The sequence below is a fragment of the Hypericibacter sp. genome, assembly GCF_050729195.1.
Taxonomy (GTDB): domain Bacteria; phylum Pseudomonadota; class Alphaproteobacteria; order Dongiales; family Dongiaceae; genus Hypericibacter.
On the sequence record NZ_JBOHKS010000107.1, the window covers coordinates 1 to 18,954 of the forward strand.

Genomic DNA, 18,954 nt, shown 5'->3' on the forward strand with positions numbered 1-18,954 from the left:
GGGCCGGCCGTTGTTTTTGCCTTTTGCCAAGGGAGTTTGCGTCGCCATGAGCCTTTCGCCCAGCAGCCATTCCGGCGACCCAGGCCCGGCTTCCGGGGCCCCGGAGCCACAGGCCCCGGCCGAGGGGGCCAGCGTCGATCCGGCCGAGATCGCCAAGTTCGAAGCCATGGCGGAGGCCTGGTGGGACCCGAGCGGCAAGTTCCGGCCGCTGCATCGCCTCAATCCGGTCCGCCTCGCCTATATCCGCGACCAGGCCTGCCGGCGTTTCGGCCGCGATGCCAAGTCGCTGGCCCCGCTGGAAGGCCTCGATCTCCTCGATATCGGCTGCGGCGGCGGCCTGCTCGCGGAGCCGATGGCGCGGATGGGGACGAGAGTCGTCGGCATCGACGCCTCGCACCGGAACATCGCCATCGCAGGCCTGCACGCCCAGCGCATGGGCCTCGCCATCGATTATCGCTGCCAGACCGTGGAGACCCTGGCCGCGAGCGGCGAACGGCGGTTCGACATCGTCCTCAATATGGAGGTGATCGAGCATGTGGCCGATGTCGAGGGCTTCCTGGCGGCCTCGGTCGGGCTGCTCAAGCCAGGCGGCATGATGATCGTCGCCACGCTCAACCGCACCGCGAAGAGCTATGCGCTCGCCATCGTCGGCGCCGAATATCTGTTGCGCTGGCTGCCGCGCGGCACCCATGACTGGAAACGATTCCTGCGACCCTCGGAGCTGGCGCACCTGATCGCGCGCGCCGGCGGCCAGGTCCTGGCGCTGGAGGGGGTGGTCTATAATCCGTTAACCGACCATTGGAGTTTATCGCGCGATCTTGGGGTGAACTACATGGCCCTGGCGGAAGCGACGCGCTGACGCCGGGACAAGGGCGAAAGGCGGCCGGTGGGACGGGCGCCAACGGGGGAATTTTTGCAGGCACCGAAAACGATATCGGCACGCATGCGCGCGCCCATGGGCGTGATGGTGTTCGGGCTTGCGCGCAGCGGCACCACGCTGGTGTCGGATCTGCTGACCATTCCCGGCCGCTCGATCGTCATCAGCGAGCCCGAGATCTACAAGCAATGGAGCCGGGCCACCACGGCGCGGGTCCATCGCCTGTCGCGTATGGTCGGGCTCGATATCCCCGAAGACCTGCCCGAATCCGACGCCTACGGCGCCGACTATCAGCGCTATTTCGACGAGGTCATGCTGCCCGCGATGGGCAAGCTGCCGCTCTGGGGCATCAAGAATGTCGATTTCAGCGGCTGGCGTTTCCTGTTCAAGAACTATCCGCCGCAGCGGCTGATCCTGTGCGTGCGCGATCTGCGCGACACGGTGCTCTCGGGGCTCGACCGGATCTGTCGCCTCGGCATCACCTTTCGCGGCAGCGGCAGCGGGGTCATGCGCGACGAGGCCTGGGTCCTGTCCGGGCTGGCCTATAGCGTGCAGCAATTGATGGAGATGCAGAAACGGCCGCATCTGCTGGTTCGCTACGAGGATCTGGCCTCTGATCCGGATGCCCGCAAGCGCATCGCCGACTATGTCGGCCTCGATCGGCTGCAGGAGGAGCGGCTCAACATCAAGGCGGCGGAGATGCGCCGCGCCTGGGAGATCGAGAAGCATCAGGGCGGCATCGGAACGGCGTCGGTCGGGCGCTTCGCCAGCGAGCCGCCGGGCCCCGCACGAGCGCTCGCCGAACGCCTCTGGCGTCTCCTGCCGGAGTATTCGCGGACCTTCGGCTATGAGACGCCGCCGGCCGATCCAAGCCTGCAGGATCACGATTTCGCGCTGGCGCGCCGCGCCGGCGCCGTCCCCATCGACTATCTCGATACCGAATCCTGGATCTGGGAGGGGCCGCGCCAGTTCGAACCCAGCTTCGCCCAGCGGCGCGCGCGCATCGCCGTGGCCAAGGTCATTCCCGCGGGAACCCGCGTGCTCGATCTGGGCACCGGCGCGCCCTGCCTCGCCAGCCTCCTGCCGGCCAAGACGCCCCTGACGCATGGCGACAGCGTCGCCCGCGCGCCGGGCTTCCTGCTCTCGGCGCTGCATCAGGGCGAGCTCCCGCCGATCGGATCGGCGGATCTGATTGCGGTCCTCGGCATGATGGAATATGTCGACGACCCCATGGCGCTGCTGACCCGGCTGGCGCAGACCGGCCGGCCCGTGGCGCTCAGCTATCACGCCGCCGACGACACCGGAGCGCTCGACCGCCGCCAGTTCGGCTGGGTCAATCACCTGACCCGTGCCGAGCTCGAAGCCGCCTTCGCCGCTGCGGGTTTCCGCTACAAGGCCCATTGGGCGTTCGACGGCCGCCAGAGCCTGTTCCATCTGACGCCGTCGACGGGCTCGAAGCCCGCCGCGGCGAAGAAGGCACCGGCCCGATGACCGTGACGAAGGACGGGACCGATCCGCCGGCCGGCATGGCGATCGCGATCATGGGCTTGATGCGGACCGGATCGACGCTGATCACGGACATGCTGAGCCAGCGCGGCCGCAGCCTGATCCTGAGCGAGCCGAACATCCTGGGCATGTGGAGCCCGAACACGGTCGAGCGCATCCACCAGCTCGCCCTCAATAACGGCCTCGATCCGGGGCCTGAGCTGGCGGCCCCGGAGCGCTGGCCGCGCTATCAGAACTACTTCGACACGGTGTTGCTGCCCCAGCTCGCGAAGCTGCCGCTGTGGGGCGTGAAATATGTGGACCTGACCGATTGGCGCCAGACCTTCGAGCGCTATCCGCCCCGCCGCATGATCCTGACCGTGCGCGACCTGCGCGACGTGGTGATCTCCGCGATCGATCGCATCGGCCATCTGCATCTCGCCTTCTATGGCCGGCGCTATATGCGCGACGAGGCCTGGATACTGGCCAATATCGCCTACAATGTGCATGAGCTGATGGCCTTGCGGCAGCGGCCGCATCTGCTGGCGCGCTACGAAGACGTGGTCCGGGATCCGGAATTGCGCCAGCGTATGGTCGACTATGCGGGCCTCGAAAGCGTGGCGGGCACGCGGGAGAATCTCGCCGCCGGCCGCTTCAGCCGGCAGTGGGAATTGAACAAGCATGGCGGCACGGTCTCGGATCAATCGGTCGGCCGCTATGCCAGCGAGCCGCCGGGACCGGTCAGGGCGCTGGCGGAACGGGTCTGGCGGCTGCTGCCGGAATATTCGGAGACCTTCGGCTTCGAGACGCCGCCGCCGGAGACCTGGATCCGCGGCCACGAGTTCCAGCGCCAGCCCGGCATTGAGGCCAATCCGGTCGACTATCCCAAGAGCGAAAGCGGCCTCTGGCCGGGGCCGACCCGGCTCGAGCCCAGCTTCCAGCTTCGCCATGCGCGCCTCGCCCTGGCCGGCCGCATTCCGGAGGGTGCCGTGGCCATCGACCTCGCCTGCGGCACGCCGGCCCTGTCGGTGATGCTGCCCAAGGGCCGGCGCCATGTTCCTGTCGATATGGCGAAGCGCGGGCAGCGCTATCGGATGGCACCGCTCCATCTGGGCCAGTTTCCCAAGGTGCCGGACGCGACCCTGCTCCTGGCGCTTCATGTGCTGGAGTTCCTCGATCCCGACCTGCCGAGGCTGCTGCGCCGTCTCCGGCGCTATGATCTGCCCATCGTCGCGACCTATCATGCGACCGACGACACCGAGGGGGTCGATCGCGCGGCGCTGGGCTGGGTCAACCATCTGAGCCGGGACGCCCTGCTCGCCGCTTTCCGGAAGGCCGGCTTCGCGGTTCGGACCCGCTGGAACGCCGACGGGCCGCAAAGCTTTTTTCATCTCCGGCCGATATCTGTCGACAAGCCGGAATCATCGCCGCCTTCCGGGGTCGATTGACAGGACCGGGGTGGCTGTCGGAAGAGGGCATCGGTCCCGCCATGGCGGGCTGTCCCGAGTCGAGGCTTAAGGGGAATGGCGGAAAAGAAACGCAGCATGGGCGTCGCCGTGATGGGGCCGATGCGCAGCGGTACCACGCTCGTCGCCGACCTTCTGACCGTGCGCGGCCGCTCGCTGGTCTTGAGTGAGCCCAATCTGCTGGGCGCCTGGCACCCGGCCCTTTCCCAAGCGGTCCATCGCCTGGTGACGGAGTTCGGGATCGAGGCGCCGCCACCGCCGACGGAGAAGCCGCCGGCCCGCATCTTCGGCTATTTCGACCGCGCGATCCTGCCCGAGCTCCAGGGATTGGATTTCTGGGGCGTGAAATATGTCGACCTGTTCGGCTGGCGGGAGCTCTTCCAACGCTATCAGCCCCGCAAGCTGATCTTGTGCGTGCGCGATCTGCGGGAGGTCGCGGTCTCCTCGATCGAGCTGGCCGAGCGGATGAAGCTGGGCTTTCCGGGCGGCGCCCATATGCGCGACGAAGCCTGGATCCTGACCCGGCTGGCGCACAGCGTGCACGAGCTCCTGGCGCTGCGGAAACTGCCGCATTTCGTCCTGCGCTACGAGGACCTGGTCGAGGATCCGAAGGTCCGGGAGCGGCTGGCGGAATATGTCGGCCTGGACGAGCTGGGCACGGAGCGGCTCAACCTGACAATCGAACGCGACAGCCGGCAGTCCTGGGAATCGCGCAAGCATGGCAGTGGCGTCACCAAGAAGGCCCTGGGCCGTTTCGAGCGCGAGCCGCCAGGCCCCGTGCGCAATCTCGCCGAGCGGGTCTGGCGCCTGCTCGGCGAATATTCGGTCGCCTTCGATTACGAGGTGGCCGAGCCCAAGGTACGGATCCAGGGGCACGATTTCTCTGCCCCGGCCCGTCCTGGCCGCAATCCCGTCCCCTACATGAAGGGCGAGGAATGGAACTGGCGCGGGCCCAAGCAGCTCGAGCCCAGCTTCGCGCGCCGCCGCGCCCGCCAACTGGCCTCGATGAACATCCCCCAGGGCGCCGTCGTGCTCGATCTCAGCGGCGGCCTCAGTTCCATGATCACCGAGCTGCCCAAAGGCGGCCGGCTGATCCTGGCCGATGTCACGGAGCGCACGCCCCAGACCAAGGCCGCCGACCTGCTGCAGGGCAAGCTGCCGCCGAAGGGACCCGCGACCTTCGTGCTCGCGCTCGAGATCCTGGAGCAGGTCGAGAATCCGGGACGCTTCCTCAAGAACCTGCGCGGCTACGGCCTCCCGGTGCTGCTGAGCTATCACGCCACCGACGACACGGCCGATATCGACCGCGTGGCGCTCGGCTGGCGCAGCCATCTGAGCCGCAATCAGCTCCAGCGCGGCCTCGCCACCGTCGGCTTTCGCGTCACCGCCAGCTGGGCCTTCGACGGCCGACAGAGCATGTTGAAGCTGCGCCCCGTGCCGGTGCCGGCGCGCAAGGCGCGCGCGGAAACCGAGGACGCGGCATGAGCGCCGAGAAAGGCATCGCCATCAAGGTCCCCAACCGCGGCACGCCGATGGGCGTGGCGGTGATGGGGCTGATGCGTTCCGGCACCACGCTGGTCTGCGATCTCCTGACCTTGCGGGGCCGGTCGCTGGTGATCAGCGAGCCCAATCTGATGGCGCTCTGGGACGGGCCGCTGCAGTTGAAGCTCCACCGGCTCTATCGCGAGTTCGGTCTCGACGCACCGCCCTTGCCGCCGCGCGAGGACGAGTACAAGTCGAACATCGAATATTTCGACCAGGTGATCCTGCCGCAACTGAAGCCGCTCGAGCTCTGGGGCGTGAAATGCGTCGATCTCTTCGGCTGGCAGCGGCTGTTGCGCATCTATCCGCCCAAGCGGCTTGTGCTCTGCGGGCGCGATCTGCGCGCGGTGACGATCTCCGCGCTCGAGCTGGTCAATCGCATGGGACTGGTCTTCACCGACAGCAAGCGGATGCGCGACGAAGCTTGGATCTTCTCGCGCATCGCCTACAGCGTTCAGGAGATGATGGCGATGCGTGCGGTGCCGCATATGGTGCTGCGCTATGAGGATCTCGTGGCGGCGCCCGCGGCACGCGACCGGCTGGCCGCCTATTGCGGCCTCGACCGGCTGGGCGAGGAACGGCTCAATCTGGTGATCGAGCGCGAGACCCGCTCGGGCTGGGAGCTTGCGAAGCACGGCAAGGAGATCACCACGAAGGCGCTCGATCGCTATGACGAGGAGCCGGAAGGTCCGATGCGGACCATGGCCGATCGGATCTGGCGGATGTTCCCCGAATATTCGCTGGCCTTCGGCTATGAGGTGCCCGCGCCTCAGTTCCGTATCCGGCGCCACGATTTCTGCATCGGGCCGGATCCCGGCATCAATCCGATCAAGTTCAAGGAGACCGAGGTCTGGAACTGGCGCGGACCCAAGCAGCTCGAGCCCGTCTTCGGCCGGCGCCGCGCGCGCACCATCGTGGCGCTCAATCTGAAGCCAGGCGCCGTGCTGCTCGATCTCGGCTGCGGCACCGCCGCCATGCGCAAGATGCTGGCGAAATCCTCAAGCCATCTGCCGGCCGACGTCGCGGTGCGCGCGCCGCTCTTCGTGGTCAGCGACATCTATCGCGGCGAGCTGCCGCCCGGCGGCGAAGCAACCCATGTCGCGGCCCTGGGCGTGCTCGAATATGTCGAGGACCTGCCGGGGTTCCTGAATGGCTTGCGCGCCTACAACGTCCCGGTGTTCGTCAGCTATTACGCGACCGACGACACACCCAACGTCGACCGCGTCTCGCTCGGCTGGAAGAACGGCTACCGGCGCAACGAGCTGATGCGCATGTTCATCGCCGCCGGATTCCAGCCGGCACCGAAATGGGCCTTCGACGGACAGCAGAGCCTGTTCCGCCTCATTCCCCGCCAGATCATGGCGCGCAAGCGCGGCCGCCCGCGCGCGAAGATCATCCTGCAGGGCGGCCCAAGGCCCGCCGCGGGCAAGAAGCCGGCGCCGAAGGCGAGGGGAAAATCGAAGAAAGAGCTGGAGCCGGTCTGACCCGGCGACGGACTAGCTGTCCTGGCGCGGAACCCAGGGGACGCGGGCAAACTCGATGCCTTCCTCGTCCAGCGCCTCGGCTTCCTCGGCGCTGGTCTCGCCATAGATGCCGCGCGCTTCGGCTTCGCCATAATGGATCTTGCGCGCCTCTTCCGCGAAGCCCGGCCCGACATAGTCGCAATTCGCTTCGATCTGCTTGCGCATCTCGCGCAACATCTGCACGGCCTTCATCTCCGCCTGCTGCGCGGGCGGCGCGGGCGCCGGAGACGGAACCGGCAGGTTCGCGGTTTCAGGCTTGGCGGATTTGGTGCGGGCGCCCTTGCCAATGCGCGGCGCCATCAAGGCCTTCTCGATGCGACGATTGCCGCAGACCGGACAGACGAGCTTCCCGGCCTTGGTCTGGGTCTCGAAACCCTTACCGTCGCGAAACCACCCTTCGAAATGGTGGTCTTTTTGGCATCTGAGTTCGAACAGGATCATACGTCTATCGATCGATGGATTGGGCCGCAGGCTGTCACGGTACCGTAAAATGGGTTGCCAAGACGCTAGCGGCAAGACCCCTGCTCCGCAACCGATTGATTTGCGGGGCGGATTGCAGACCGGTCCGGGGTCGCGCAGGATGGGTTGACGAACCCCATGTCAAGGAGAGCGGGCGATGGCAGCAGCCGGTGCCCCGGCGAGAGCGGATCTGGTCTTGCGCGGCGGCACCGTCATCGACGGCACCGGCAAGCCGCGCTATCGGGCCGATCTGGCGATCGACAATGGCCGCATCACCGCCATCGGCGATCTCGGCCGGACGGCGGGATCGGTCGAGAGAGATGCGACGGGTCGCATTGTCGCACCGGGCTTCATCGACGTTCACACCCATGACGACGGTCTCCTGCTGGTCGAGCCCGATATGGCGCCGAAAGTGAGCCAGGGCGTCACCAGCGTGGTGATCGGCAATTGCGGCTTCAGTCTGGCGCCGCTCACGCCGCGCGAGATCCTGCCGCAGGAATTCCGGCTGTTGGGGAACGACGAGATCTATCGCTATCCCACCATGGCGCGCTATTTCGAGGCGCTGGATCGCGCGCCGGCCGCCACCCATATCGCGGCGCTGGTCGGCCATTCGACCTTGCGCATGGGCGCGATGGCCGATCTCGAGCGCGCGGCGACGCCGGCGGAATGCGCGCAGATGAGCCGCGTGCTCGACGAATGCCTCGGCGCCGGCGCCATCGGCTTCTCCACCGGTCTCGAATATCCGACCAACAGCGCCGCCAGCACGGACGAGATCGTCGCCGTCGCCGAAACCCTGTCGGCGCATGGCGGTCTCTATGTCACCCACACCCGCGACTATGTCGACGATATCGACGGCGCCATGGAAGAAGCCTTCGAGATCGGACGGCGGGTGAAGGCCGCCGTCGTGCTGTCGCATCACCAGGGCGACGGGAAGAAGAATCACGGCCATGCGGCGCGCACCCTGGCGCGCTATGACCGCGCCGCGGCTAACCAGCCGGTCGGCCTCGATGTCTATCCCTATATCGCCGGATCGACCACGATCATGCCCGACTTCGTCGCGGACGCCGAACGCGTGCTCATCACCTGGTCGGATGCGATCCCGCAGGCGGGCGGCCGCGACCTCGACGACATTGCGCGCGAGATGCAGGTCGACCGGCAGGGAGCGGCACTGCGCCTGCTGCCGGGCGGCGCCATCTATTTCGTCCTCGATGAGGGCGACGTGAGACGCATCCTGGCGCATCCGAACGCGATGATCGGATCGGACGGGTTGCCCTTCGGCCGCAAAGTTCATCCGCGGCTCTGGGGCACCTTTCCGCGCGTGCTCGGCCATTATGCGCGCGAGGTCGGGCTCTTCACGCTCGAGGAAGCGGTCCGCAAGATGACGAGCCTCTCGGCCGAGCGCTTCGGGCTCGAAGGCCGCGGCCGGATCGAAGTCGGGTTCGCCGCCGATCTGGTGGTCTTCGACGCCGGCACCATCATCGATCGCGCCACTTACGACGATCCGACGCAGCCCGCCGCCGGCATCGACGCGGTGCTGGTCGCCGGCGAAGCGGTCTGGGAGCAAGGCCGATCGACGGGAGTCCGCCCGGGCCGCGTGCTGCGCCATGGCCGCGCCTGACGCGCGCGAACCGGCTTCGCCTTGGGTCCAGCGTTTCGCGCCGCTGATCCCGCCGGGCCCGATCCTCGATCTCGCCTGCGGCAAGGGCCGCCACAGTCGGTTTTTCCTGAAAGCCGGGCGTGCCGTGACCGCGGTCGACATCGATCTCGCCGGCGTGGCCGATCTGCTGCCCTATCCCGTGTTCGAAGCGATCGCCGCCGATCTCGAGACGGGCGCGCCCTGGCCCCTGGGCGGGCGGCGCTTCGCCGCAGTCGTCGTCACCAACTATCTGCACCGCCCGCTTTTCCCGTCGCTTCTCGCTGCGGTCGCGACCGGCGGCCTGCTGATCTACGAGACCTTCGCCGCCGGCAATGAGCGGTTCGGCCGGCCACAAAATCCCGAATTTCTGTTGCAGCGGGGCGAGCTCCTGGACCTCACACGCGGCCGATTCCGTGTTCTCGCCTATGAGGATATGGAACAAGCCATGCCTTATCCGGCCTGTTTTCAACGGATCGTGGCCGTAAATTCACTGTCATCGGCCGCGGCATAAGCTCTGGCTCCTGGCGCAACCCCGCCTATAATCCCCGCCGGAACGCTCAGGCACGAGGCCCACGAAGAAACGAGAGGAGACTCAAGACATGGCAGTTCAACTTGGCGATATCGCCCCCGACTTCGTTCAGGAATCGACCGAAGGCACGATCAAGTTCCACGACTGGATCGGCGACAAATGGGCCGTGTTGTTCTCGCATCCGAAGGACTTCACCCCGGTCTGCACCACCGAGCTGGGCGCCGTGGCGAAGCTCAAGCCGGAATTCGAGAAGCGCAATGTGAAGGTGATCGGCCTCAGCGTCGATCCCGTCACCGACCATCGCAAATGGGCGCAAGACATCCAGGACACGCAGGGGGCCGCGCTCAACTTCCCCCTGCTCGGCGATGCCGACAAGAAGGTGTCGAACCTCTATGGCATGATCCATCCCAACGCCAACGACACGCTGACGGTGCGTTCGGTGTTCGTGATCGGGCCCGACAAGAAGGTGAAGCTCACCATCACCTATCCGGCCAGCACGGGGCGCAATTTCGATGAGATCCTGCGCGTGATCGATTCCCTGCAGCTCACCGCGAACCACAAGGTCGCCACCCCGGTGAACTGGAAGGACGGCCAGGACTGCATCATCGTTCCCTCGCTCTCGGACGAGGATGCGAAGAAGCTGTTCCCGAAAGGCTGGAAGGCGCTGAAGCCCTATTTGCGCGTCACGCCGCAGCCCAATCGCTGATCGAGATGCCGGGCGCTGCGCCCGGCAAGCAGCATGAAAAACGGCGGCGCCCGCGAGGGTAGCCGCCGTTTCCTTTATTGCCTGTCGAAGCTTCGCGTTATTCGCCGGCGGCACGCAAGACCGTGGCTGTCGCAGGTCCGCTGAACTCGCGGTCATGGCGCAGCGCCGGGATCATGCCGCGCGCTTCCTCGACCTTGGCCGGATCGATCATCGCCGTCACGACGCCGGGCTCGAGCCCGCCATCGGCCAGGACCTCGCCCCAGGGCGAGACGATCAGGGAATGGCCGAAGGTCTTGCGGCCCTCCGCATGCTCGCCGCACTGGGCCGGCGCGAAGATGAAGGCGCCGGTCTCGATCGCGCGCGCCCGCAACAGCACATGCCAATGCGCCTCGCCGGTCGGCCGCGTGAAGGCGGCCGGCACCGTGATGAAGCTCGCCCCGCCCTTCGCCAGCGCACGATAGAGATAGGCGAAACGCAGATCGTAACAGATGGTGAGGCCGAGCCGGCCCCAGGGCAGATCGGCGACGACGGCCTCGCGGCCGGGCCGGAAGGTCGCGGATTCGCGATAGCTCTCGCCGGCCTTGAGATCGACGTCGAACATATGGATCTTGTCGTAGCGCGCCGCGACGCGACCCTGGGGATCGAACAGGAAGGATCGATTGGCGCAGCTCGTGGCATCGAGCTTGACGGCGATCGAGCCCAGCAAGAGCCAGGCGCCGGTCTCTTTCGCCAGTTCGGCGAAGGCCGGCAGCAGCGGATGCTCCGCCTCGGGTTTCGCTTTCTGCAGCAGGACCGGCTTGTTCGGTTCCATCATGCCGGTGTTCTCCGGCGTGAGGATGAAGTCCGCACCTTGTGCTTTCGCTTGTCGCACGAGGTCGCGCGCCATGCGGATGTTCGGCTCGGCGTCGCGCGCCGCCGTCATCTGCACCAGGCCGACTTTGAAGGGAGCCGCCATCAGGCGGCGCTCACCAGCGGCATCAGGCCGCCCTTCCGGTCGAGCGCATAGAGATCGTCGCACCCGCCGATATGGCGCTCGCCGACGAAAATCTGCGGCACCGTGCGCCGGCCGCCGGAGCGCTTCACCATCGTCTCGCGCTGGATATGGTCGGCGCCGACATCGATTTCCGTGAAGGCGATGCCGCGATCCGCCAGGAGCTTCTTGGCGCGGTGGCAGTAACCGCAGAACTGTGACGTGTAGACCTCGACTTTGGGCATTTCGTCCTCGTCATAGGGTCCGCCTTATCAACCCGACCGGCCGACCCAAGGGCCTCGATGAGAAAGTGGCATGACCACCCCTATTTGTCATCTAGGCCCCTTAAGGAATGCCTATGCACGCAAGATTTCATAATGGTTAGAATAAGTTCCGCTTGGTATGGCTGCCCTGGCGGGGCGTCATACCGGCCGGACGACGCGGGCCAGGGTCAGGAGATCGACCGATTCCGCGCCCCCGGCCAGAAGAACCCGGGCGCAGGCGCCGGCCGTGGCCCCGGTGGTCAGCACATCGTCGATCAGGAGGACGCGGCGGCCCTCGAGCCGGGCCCGGTGGCGTTCCGTCACCATGAAGGCGCCGGCCACATTCTCCCGCCGCTGGGTGGCGCCCATTCGTCCTTGCGACGGCGTCGCGCGCTTGCGGGTCAGGAGATCGGCGCAATGCGGCTTGCCCGAGGCACGCGCCACATGGCTCGCCAGCAAGGCCGCCTGGTTGTAGCGGCGGCGGAACAGGCGCCAGCGATGCAGCGGCACCGGCGCGACGAGATCGGCATCCTGCAGCAGCTCGGCCCCGGCATTGGCGAGCCATCGTCCCAGCGCCGGCGCCGCATCGGTGCGGTCGGCATGTTTGAAAGCGATGATGAGACCGCGGCTGGCATCGTCATAGCGCAGCACGGCGCGCGCCCGCGCATAGGCCGGACGCTCGCGCAGGCAAGCCCCGCAGAGCGTCTCGCCCTCGGTCTCGGCCTGGCCATAGTCGAACGGGTAGCCGCAGCCGCTGCAGCAGGGCGGCCCCAGCACGGTCATGCGCGCCCAGCAGCCGGCGCAGAGCGCGCCCGCGGTGCCGACCGAGGCGCCGCAGACGAGGCAGCGCGGCGGCAGCAAGGCATCGAGCGCGGAGCGGCCCAGGGCCACCGCGCGCATCGTCAGGGAGGCGGCATCGACCATGGCCCCGACTCTTCGTCCGGCCTCGCTTTCCTGTCAATCGGTCGCGGGCGAAGATCCCTTTCCGGGAGCGACGGGCCGGGCCATGATCCCCGGCATCATGGATCCGACCGTCGCCCCCTTCGACCGGCGTCGCCTGCGCCTGCATCGCGACCGCGCCGCGCCGGGATGGGCCAAGCATGATTTCCTGTTCAAGGACGTGGCCGAGCGGCTGGCCGAACGGGTAAGCGACTTCGCCCGCCGATTCGAGCTGGCGCTCGATCTGGGCTGCCATGGCGGCGAGCTCGGCCGGGCGCTGGCGCCGACGGGCAAGGTCGACCGGCTGGTGCAGAGCGACCTTTCGATGGCGATGCTGCGGCGGGCGGCACCCGAGGGCGGGCTCGCCCTGGTGGCCGACGAGGAGATCCTGCCCTTCGCGAGCCGAAGCCTCGATCTGGTGATGAGCAATCTGTCGCTGCATTGGGTCAACGACCTGCCAGGCGCGCTGCTGCAGATCCGTCACGCGCTGAAACCGGACGGCCTGTTCCTGGCGGCGATGTTCGGCGCGGGAACCCTGGTCGAGCTGCGCGATGCGCTGGCCGAGGCGGAATCGGAAATGAGCGGCGGCGCCCGCCCCCGCGTGGCGCCCCTGCCCGAGCTGCGCGATGCGGCGGGCCTGCTGCAGCGCGCGGGCTTCGCACTCCCGGTCGCCGATCACGAGATCATCACCGTCACCTATGCCGATCCCTTCCGCCTGCTGGCGGATCTGCGCGGCATGGGCGAAGCCTCGACGCTGGTTTCAGGCGGCGCCCTCTCCCAGCGCAGCCTGCTGCGCGCGGCCGAGCTCTATGCCGGGCGTCACGCCGACGCCGGGGGCAGGATCAAGGCGACGTTCCGGATTTTGTTTCTCGCCGGCTGGGCGCCGCATGACTCGCAGCAGAAGCCATTGCGGCCGGGAAGCGCCAAGGCGCGCCTGGCGGAGGCGCTGGGGACTCAGGAACGGCCCTTGAAGAGCACCGGCGAAGACTGACGGGCGGGACCGTCCCAGACGGCCCGCGGACCCGTCTCGTTGGCGGCCTCCGGCAATTCCTCCGAGAGCCCGTAGCAGCGCCGCACGATATAGAGCGGACGCGCTTTGACCTCCTCGAAGATGCGGCCGATATAGCTGCCGAGCACGCCCAGCGACAGCAGCTGCATGCCGCCGAGGAAGGTGATCGAGACCACGATGGTCTCGAAGCCCGGCACGTCGATGCCCCAGAAGACCGCGCGCACCACGCGCCAGGCGCCATAGAGCAGGCTGAGGCCCGCGACCGCGGCGCCGATCCAGCTCCAGATCCGCAAGGGCAGGGTCGAGAAAGCGGTGAAGGCATCCATCGCGAAGCCGAGAAGCCGCGACAGCCGCCAATGGCTCTGGCCCTGCATGCGCGCATCTTCGCGGTAGCTGAGCCCGGTCTGGCGGAATCCGACCCAACTGTAGATCCCTTTCAGGAAACGGGTGCGCTCCGGCAATTGCCGGATCGCCGCGATTACATGGCGGTCCATCAGCCGGAAGTCGCCCGCCTCCGGCGGCAGCTTGGTCCGCGAGGCCAGCGAGAAGAGGCGGTAGAAGAGATTGCGCAGGAACCGGTGGAGGCCGCGCACGTCGCGCGCCTCGCGCACCATGTAGACGACGTCGTTGCCGTCCTGCCAGGCCGCGATCATCGCGCCCATCATCTCGGGCGGATGCTGGCCGTCGCCATCCATCACCACCACCGCGTCGGCATCGGCATGATCGAGGCCGGCGGTCAGCGCATATTCCTTGCCGAAGTTCCGCGAGAGATCGATCACCGCGATGCGCGGCTCGAGGCGGCGCGCCTGCAGCAGTGCCGGCAGCGTATCGTCGCTGCTGCCGTCATTGATGCAAATCACGCGCCAATCGGGCGCGATGGCGCCGCTGCGCTCGACCACCGCCAGCGCTTGGCGCAGCCGATCGAGAAATGCCGCCGCACCCGGCCCTTCATTGAAGAAGGGCACGACAACCGCCAAATTGATAGGATCGTTCTTGTTCATCGCCCCGCCTGCACGCCTTCGCAATCACAGGTGGGCTGATGGTGTGTCGAGACTGCGGCGAGAAAGTGTCCGGCATCATAAAATGCGATTAATGTCTTCTCCCCTGGTTTGCGCCGACGATTACGGTCTGGCGCCCGGCGTCGATCGTGCGATCCGCGAGCTGGTCGCCGACCGGCGTCTCGATGCCACCAGCGTCATGACCGTTTTCGACGATTTCGACAGCGAGATCGCGGCCCTCCTCGCTGCAGGGGGCGCCTGCCGGATCGGCCTGCATTTCACCCTGACCGATTACCGGCCGCTCGGCCCGATGAAGAAATTTTCACGAAGCGGCCGACTTCCTTCCATGGCCCGCCTTCTGATGCGCGCCTATGCGCGCCAGGTCGATGGCCGGGAGATCGCGGCCGAGCTTGAGCGGCAGTTCGACCGGCTCGCGACGGCGCTCGGGCGCAAGCCCGATTTCATCGACGGCCACAAGCATGTGCAGGTCCTGCCGATCGTGCGCGACGTGGTGCTCACCCTGGCCCGCCGCCACAACGTGCCCGTGCGCATGATCGAGCTGCCCGTGGGTATCGCGAAGGGTGCGCTGCCCCAGCAGGGCAAGGCCACCATGCTCGGCTGGATGGGACGGCGGCTGGCGGCGGAAGCCGGCGATCAGGCCCTCAACCGCGGCTTCCTCGGTGTGCGCAGCTTCAGCCCAAGCGAATCCTATCGCGCGCTGTTCCGCCGCTGGCTGGCGGTGGCACCGCCCGGGAGCCTGATCATGTGTCACCCGGGAATCCCCGACGAGACCTTGGCGGCGCGCGATTGCGTCACCACCACGCGCGCCGGCGAGTTCGCCTATCTGGCGGGGCCCGGCTATCTCGCCGACCGGGCGGAGTACGCCGCCAAGCGCGGCGCCTAGAGCAGATCCTGCAGCACCGGGATCAAGGGCAGATCGGCCGGCGGCATCGGATAGTCGCCAAGCTTCTGCGGCCGCACCCAGGCCAGCGTCTGGCCCTCATGGGGGTGGGGCGTGCCCTTCCAGACGCGGCAGACATAGAGCGGCATCAGCAGATGGAACTTCTCGTAGCGATGCGAGGCGAAGGCGATCGGCGCCAGGCAGCTCTCGCTGGTATCGATGCCGAGCTCCTCTTTCAGCTCGCGCACCAGGGCCTCCTCCGGGCTTTCGCCCGCATGAAGCTTCCCGCCCGGAAACTCCCATAGCCCCGCCATCGATTTGCCCGGCGGCCGCTGCGCCAGCAACACGCGGCCATCCGCATCAATGAGCGCGACAGCAACCACCAGCAAAATCGGCGGCGCGTCCTCGACTCGATGCCGTTCCCAATTTGCCGTATCGATAGCGCGCCGCTCGACCTTGTGCTTGCCGCCGCGCGCCGGCGCGTCGGTCTCGGCCATGCCGGTGTAGGTCAGGCCTGCCTTCTCCTGCACGCGGATCGAGGCCCGGTTCTCCGGGACGGCCATCGCGATCAGGGAGGAGAGGCCGATCTTGCGAAAGGCATGCTCGACGACGGCCTTGAGTGCCTCGCTGGCATAGCCGCGGCTCCAGAAGGGCTTGCCGATCCAAAACCCGATCTCGGCCTCGCCCGGTCCCTCGAGCTCGAGCCCGATCAGGCCCACAGGCTCGCGGTCCTCGCGCCGTTCGATGGCGAAGGTGGGGCCGTCGTTGGAATCGAGGCTGCGCACGAAATCGACGCCGCCGCCCGCCGGATAGGGATGGGGAATGCGCGCGGTGTGGCGCGCCACGTCCCAATCGCTGACATAGCGCTCGATCCAGGGCGCGTCGGCCAGCGTGACCGCGCGCAGGATCAGGCGCGGCGTCTCGATCCGCGGCGCCGCACAGCCGGAATCGCTGTCAGCTCCGATAGTCGCCATTGATCGCGATATAGCCGTGGGTCAGGTCGCAGCTCCAGACCCGGGCCTTGCCGCGGCCGAGCCCGAGATCGACGGCGATCGCAATCTCGCGACCCTTCATGTGGGCGGCGACCGGCGCCTCGTCATAGCCGGCGACGCGCTGCCCCTTGGCGGCGACGGTCGTGCCGCCGATCGAGATCTTGAGCTTGTCGCGCTCGGCCTTCTCGCCGGCCTTGCCGACCGCCATCACGATGCGGCCCCAATTGGCATCCGCACCGGCGACCGCGGTCTTGACCAGCGGCGAGTTGCCGATGGCGAGCGCGATGCGATGGGCGGATTTGTCCGAGACCGCGCCGGTGACGTCGATCGTCATAAGGCGGGTGGCCCCCTCGCCGTCGCGCGCCACCTGGACCGCCAGATCGATCAGGAGATCGTCGAGGGCCGCGCGGAAGGCCTTGAGATGGGCGTCGGCCGCACTCTTGACCGGCGCATGCTTGGCCTGTCCGGTCGCGACCAGCAGCAGCGTATCGCTGGTCGAGGTGTCGCCATCGACCGTGACGCAGTTGAAGGAGCGCTCATTGCCGGCGCTGAGCAGCTTCTGCAAGGCCGGCGCCGGGATCTTCGCGTCGGTCGCGACGAAGGCCAGCATGGTCGCCATGTCGGGCGCGATCATGCCCGAGCCCTTGGCGATGCCGTTGATCGTGACCGCGACGCCGCCGATCTTGGCCTGGCGGGTGGCGAGCTTGGGAAAGGTGTCGGTGGTCATGATCGCGGCCCCGGCATCGGCCCAACCGCCGCCGCTCAGATCGCGATGAAGACCATCGAGGCCCGCCACCAGCTTCTCGACCGGCAGCGGCTCGCCGATGACGCCGGTCGAGGCCAGGAACACCTCGCCGATCTTGCAGCCCAGCGTCTCCGAGACGGCCTTGGCCGAGCGGTCGCAGGCGGCCTTGCCGAGCTTGCCGGTGAAGGCGTTGGCATTGCCGGAATTGACCAGGATGGCGCGTGCCGTCTTGCCCTTGAGATGCTTGCGGCAGAGATCGACCGGGGCGCTGGGGGCGAGCGAGCGGGTGAAAACGCCGGCCACAGTCGATCCGGGCGCGAACTCGATCAGCGTCGCATCCTTGCGGCCCTTATATCGGATCTCGCAGGCAGCCGCCGACAGCCTGACGCCGGCGATCGGCGGAAGGGTGGGAGTCTGGGCGGGCGCGAGCGGCGAGCGATCCAGCATGGGTCCTGACCTCAAGGCGGTTCTAGGGCGAGGGGCCGATCCGGAGGGCCCCACGTCCGGTTTGAAAAACCCCGCCCCGGCCTTCAGCCGGAGCGGGGATCACGTCATAGCAAACTTTGGGCGGGGCTGGGCAGTCCTGCCCGGCCCCGTCAAAGAGATGTCACTGAGCCGGCGCGGTGGTTGCCGGTGCCGTCGTTCCGTCGGTCGCCGGTGCCGCCGCCCCGCCATCGGCCGGGGCCGGCGGGGTGTCGGGCCGCGGCGTGCCGTCCGGATTGAAGAGCTCGACTTTCGCCGTCGCGCGCAGCGCCTCGACCTTCTTGCCGACGATCTCCTCGGCGATCTGGCTCTGCAGCTCCTGCTTCATCTCGTCGAGGGTCGGCGGCTTCCGCTCGCGCTTGTCCTCGAGGAAGATCACATGCCAGCCGAACTCGGTCTGGACCGGAGTTTCGGTGTATTTGCCCTTTTCCAGGGCCAGGGCGGCATCGGCGAAGGGCTTCACCATCTCTTCGGGCAGGAAATAGCCCAGATCGCCGCCATTGGACGCGGCCGGATCGGTCGACTTGGTCTTGGCCAGCTCGGCGAAATTGGCACCCTTGTCGAGCTCGGCGATGACCGCCACGGCCTCTTCCTTGGTCTTGAGCAGGATATGGCGGGCATGGATCTCGGTCTTGGGCGGATTCGCTGCGACATAGGCGTCGTAGCGCTTCTTGACCTCCTCATCCGTGACCCCGTCATGGATCAGGTTGGTCATATAAACCTGACGGATGGCCTGGCCCTCATAGACCTTCATCATCTTCTGGACTTCGGGGTCGTTGGCCAGGTTCGCATCGCGGCCGGCCTGGGCCAGCAGCTCGAGCCCGACCAGCCGCTCGACCAGGGCCGGGAAGATCAGGTCGATCTGCTGCTGATACTGCTCGGGGAGGCCGCGGGCCGAAGCGACCACGTCGGAGCGATGGAGGGGCGTGCCATTGACGATGGCGACGACCGGATCGGCGTCGGCAGCGGGTGCGGCAGGTGCGGCGGCAGGCGTCGTGGTGGTGGCGTCGTCGGCCAGGAGCGGTTGCGTAGCGAAGACGAGGACGGCCGCGACGCCGGCCATGAGCAGCTTGTTCATCGATGGCTCTGGAAAGGTTTAAGAGATGCCAGCAGCCGTCACGATTGGGCCCGAGGCCGCTTGGGCGGCGCCCATCATGCACAGCGCCGGTCCCGGCACAAGACCGCCCGGGGCCGCCATCGCGGGGCCAATTCCGTCACATTGGCGTGACAGGCTGGTCACGAACGCCGAGGGGGCTGGCCGAATCCGGGGCCCGAACCGAAGGGTGATTCGGCCGGGGCTGGGTCCTAGCGACGCGGCACCGGCCCCTTGCGTTGACAGGCCGGGGGCGGGGTCCTATGTCTCTTTCCGCCCCGGGGCCCCAGAGGGGCTGTCCGGTTGGTTTGCCGGTCTTTTTTGACCTTTTCCCGAGG

Annotated in this window: 18 protein-coding genes and 1 pseudogene; 10 read left to right on the forward strand and 9 right to left on the reverse strand. The window is 67.4% G+C overall.

The genetic code is table 11. The features are described 5' to 3' along the window. The first annotated feature begins 46 nt into the window (after nucleotides 1-46). The 5 genes from ubiG (at nucleotide 47) to ACREE8_RS08055 (ending at nucleotide 6,854) form a co-directional block, all read left to right on the forward strand. Nucleotides 47-859, forward strand: coding sequence for a bifunctional 2-polyprenyl-6-hydroxyphenol methylase/3-demethylubiquinol 3-O-methyltransferase UbiG (gene ubiG, locus ACREE8_RS08035; RefSeq protein WP_431572463.1), 813 nt, complete (start codon nucleotides 47-49; stop codon nucleotides 857-859). A gap of 84 nt (nucleotides 860-943) precedes the next feature. Next, entirely contained in the window at nucleotides 944-2,368 is a 1,425-nt protein-coding gene (locus ACREE8_RS08040; RefSeq protein WP_431572464.1) for a sulfotransferase, read from the forward strand. Beyond that, on the forward strand, nucleotides 2,365-3,810 hold the full coding sequence (locus ACREE8_RS08045; RefSeq protein WP_431572465.1) for a sulfotransferase: 1,446 nt from the start codon (nucleotides 2,365-2,367) through the stop codon (nucleotides 3,808-3,810). Before ACREE8_RS08040 ends, ACREE8_RS08045 begins: the two co-directional genes overlap by 4 nt. Nucleotides 3,811-3,885: 75 nt before the next feature. Next, a complete protein-coding gene (locus ACREE8_RS08050) occupies nucleotides 3,886-5,313 on the forward strand; it encodes a sulfotransferase domain-containing protein (protein WP_431572466.1) in 1,428 nt (475 codons plus the stop codon). Continuing rightward, the gene (locus ACREE8_RS08055; RefSeq protein WP_431572467.1) at nucleotides 5,310-6,854 is read left to right on the forward strand and encodes a sulfotransferase; all 1,545 of its coding nucleotides are present in this window, start codon (nucleotides 5,310-5,312) and stop codon (nucleotides 6,852-6,854) included. The genes ACREE8_RS08050 and ACREE8_RS08055 overlap by 4 nt, the downstream gene beginning before the upstream one ends. A gap of 12 nt (nucleotides 6,855-6,866) precedes the next feature. On the opposite strand, the gene ACREE8_RS08060 is transcribed toward ACREE8_RS08055, so the two are convergent. After that, nucleotides 6,867-7,334 (reverse strand): DUF1178 family protein, encoded by a 468-nt coding sequence (locus ACREE8_RS08060; RefSeq protein WP_431572468.1) that lies wholly within the window; start codon nucleotides 7,332-7,334, stop codon nucleotides 6,867-6,869. A gap of 175 nt (nucleotides 7,335-7,509) precedes the next feature. Between ACREE8_RS08060 and ACREE8_RS08065 the strand changes: the two genes are divergently transcribed. From ACREE8_RS08065 to ACREE8_RS08075, 3 genes are all read left to right on the forward strand, one after another. After that, nucleotides 7,510-8,970 (forward strand): N-acyl-D-amino-acid deacylase family protein, encoded by a 1,461-nt coding sequence (locus tag ACREE8_RS08065; protein WP_431572469.1) that lies wholly within the window; start codon nucleotides 7,510-7,512, stop codon nucleotides 8,968-8,970. Further along, complete coding sequence (locus ACREE8_RS08070) at nucleotides 8,957-9,499, forward strand: class I SAM-dependent methyltransferase (RefSeq protein ID WP_431572470.1); 543 nt, start codon at nucleotides 8,957-8,959, stop codon at nucleotides 9,497-9,499. The genes ACREE8_RS08065 and ACREE8_RS08070 overlap by 14 nt, the downstream gene beginning before the upstream one ends. Nucleotides 9,500-9,587: 88 nt before the next feature. Then, nucleotides 9,588-10,223 (forward strand): peroxiredoxin, encoded by a 636-nt coding sequence (locus ACREE8_RS08075; RefSeq protein WP_431572471.1) that lies wholly within the window; start codon nucleotides 9,588-9,590, stop codon nucleotides 10,221-10,223. A gap of 97 nt (nucleotides 10,224-10,320) precedes the next feature. Here the strand turns inward: ACREE8_RS08075 and ACREE8_RS08080 are convergent, their stop codons facing one another. The 3 genes from ACREE8_RS08080 to ACREE8_RS08090 form a co-directional block, all read right to left on the reverse strand. Next, nucleotides 10,321-11,178: a carbon-nitrogen hydrolase family protein gene (locus ACREE8_RS08080; protein ID WP_431572472.1), complete on the reverse strand. Its 858-nt coding sequence runs from the start codon at nucleotides 11,176-11,178 to the stop codon at nucleotides 10,321-10,323. Then, complete coding sequence (grxC, locus tag ACREE8_RS08085) at nucleotides 11,178-11,438, reverse strand: glutaredoxin 3 (RefSeq protein WP_431572473.1); 261 nt, start codon at nucleotides 11,436-11,438, stop codon at nucleotides 11,178-11,180. Before grxC ends, ACREE8_RS08080 begins: the two co-directional genes overlap by 1 nt. A 177-nt stretch (nucleotides 11,439-11,615) precedes the next feature. Then, on the reverse strand, nucleotides 11,616-12,380 hold the full coding sequence (locus tag ACREE8_RS08090) for a double zinc ribbon domain-containing protein (protein WP_431572474.1): 765 nt from the start codon (nucleotides 12,378-12,380) through the stop codon (nucleotides 11,616-11,618). On the opposite strand from ACREE8_RS08090, the gene ACREE8_RS08095 reads away from it, so the two are divergent. Beyond that, nucleotides 12,379-13,386, forward strand: coding sequence for a methyltransferase domain-containing protein (locus tag ACREE8_RS08095; RefSeq protein WP_431572475.1), 1,008 nt, complete (start codon nucleotides 12,379-12,381; stop codon nucleotides 13,384-13,386). The genes ACREE8_RS08090 and ACREE8_RS08095 overlap by 2 nt on opposite strands. Here ACREE8_RS08095 and ACREE8_RS08100 read toward each other — a convergent pair. Continuing rightward, nucleotides 13,350-14,405, reverse strand: coding sequence for a glycosyltransferase family 2 protein (locus tag ACREE8_RS08100; RefSeq protein ID WP_431572476.1), 1,056 nt, complete (start codon nucleotides 14,403-14,405; stop codon nucleotides 13,350-13,352). The genes ACREE8_RS08095 and ACREE8_RS08100 overlap by 37 nt on opposite strands. Nucleotides 14,406-14,496: 91 nt before the next feature. Between ACREE8_RS08100 and ACREE8_RS08105 the strand changes: the two genes are divergently transcribed. Continuing rightward, the gene (locus ACREE8_RS08105) at nucleotides 14,497-15,306 is read left to right on the forward strand and encodes a ChbG/HpnK family deacetylase (protein WP_431572477.1); all 810 of its coding nucleotides are present in this window, start codon (nucleotides 14,497-14,499) and stop codon (nucleotides 15,304-15,306) included. On the opposite strand, the gene ACREE8_RS08110 is transcribed toward ACREE8_RS08105, so the two are convergent. The 4 genes and pseudogenes from ACREE8_RS08110 to ACREE8_RS08125 all read right to left on the reverse strand — a co-directional run bounded on the left by ACREE8_RS08110 (nucleotide 15,303) and on the right by ACREE8_RS08125 (nucleotide 18,601). Next, entirely contained in the window at nucleotides 15,303-15,743 is a 441-nt protein-coding gene (locus tag ACREE8_RS08110) for a (deoxy)nucleoside triphosphate pyrophosphohydrolase (protein WP_431572486.1), read from the reverse strand. The two genes, ACREE8_RS08105 and ACREE8_RS08110, sit on opposite strands and share 4 nt — an antisense overlap. Nucleotides 15,744-15,824: 81 nt before the next feature. Next, nucleotides 15,825-16,277: pseudogene (locus ACREE8_RS08115) on the reverse strand (GNAT family N-acetyltransferase); the annotation flags it as partial. Further along, nucleotides 16,258-17,487, reverse strand: a complete 1,230-nt coding sequence (gene argJ, locus ACREE8_RS08120; RefSeq protein ID WP_431572478.1) for a bifunctional glutamate N-acetyltransferase/amino-acid acetyltransferase ArgJ — start codon at nucleotides 17,485-17,487, stop codon at nucleotides 16,258-16,260. The gene argJ and the pseudogene ACREE8_RS08115, both read right to left, overlap by 20 nt. A gap of 160 nt (nucleotides 17,488-17,647) precedes the next feature. After that, nucleotides 17,648-18,601 carry a peptidylprolyl isomerase gene (locus ACREE8_RS08125; protein WP_431572479.1) on the reverse strand — a complete coding sequence of 318 codons (954 nt, stop codon included), beginning with the start codon at nucleotides 18,599-18,601 and terminating at the stop codon, nucleotides 17,648-17,650. Nucleotides 18,602-18,954 lie beyond the last annotated feature (353 nt).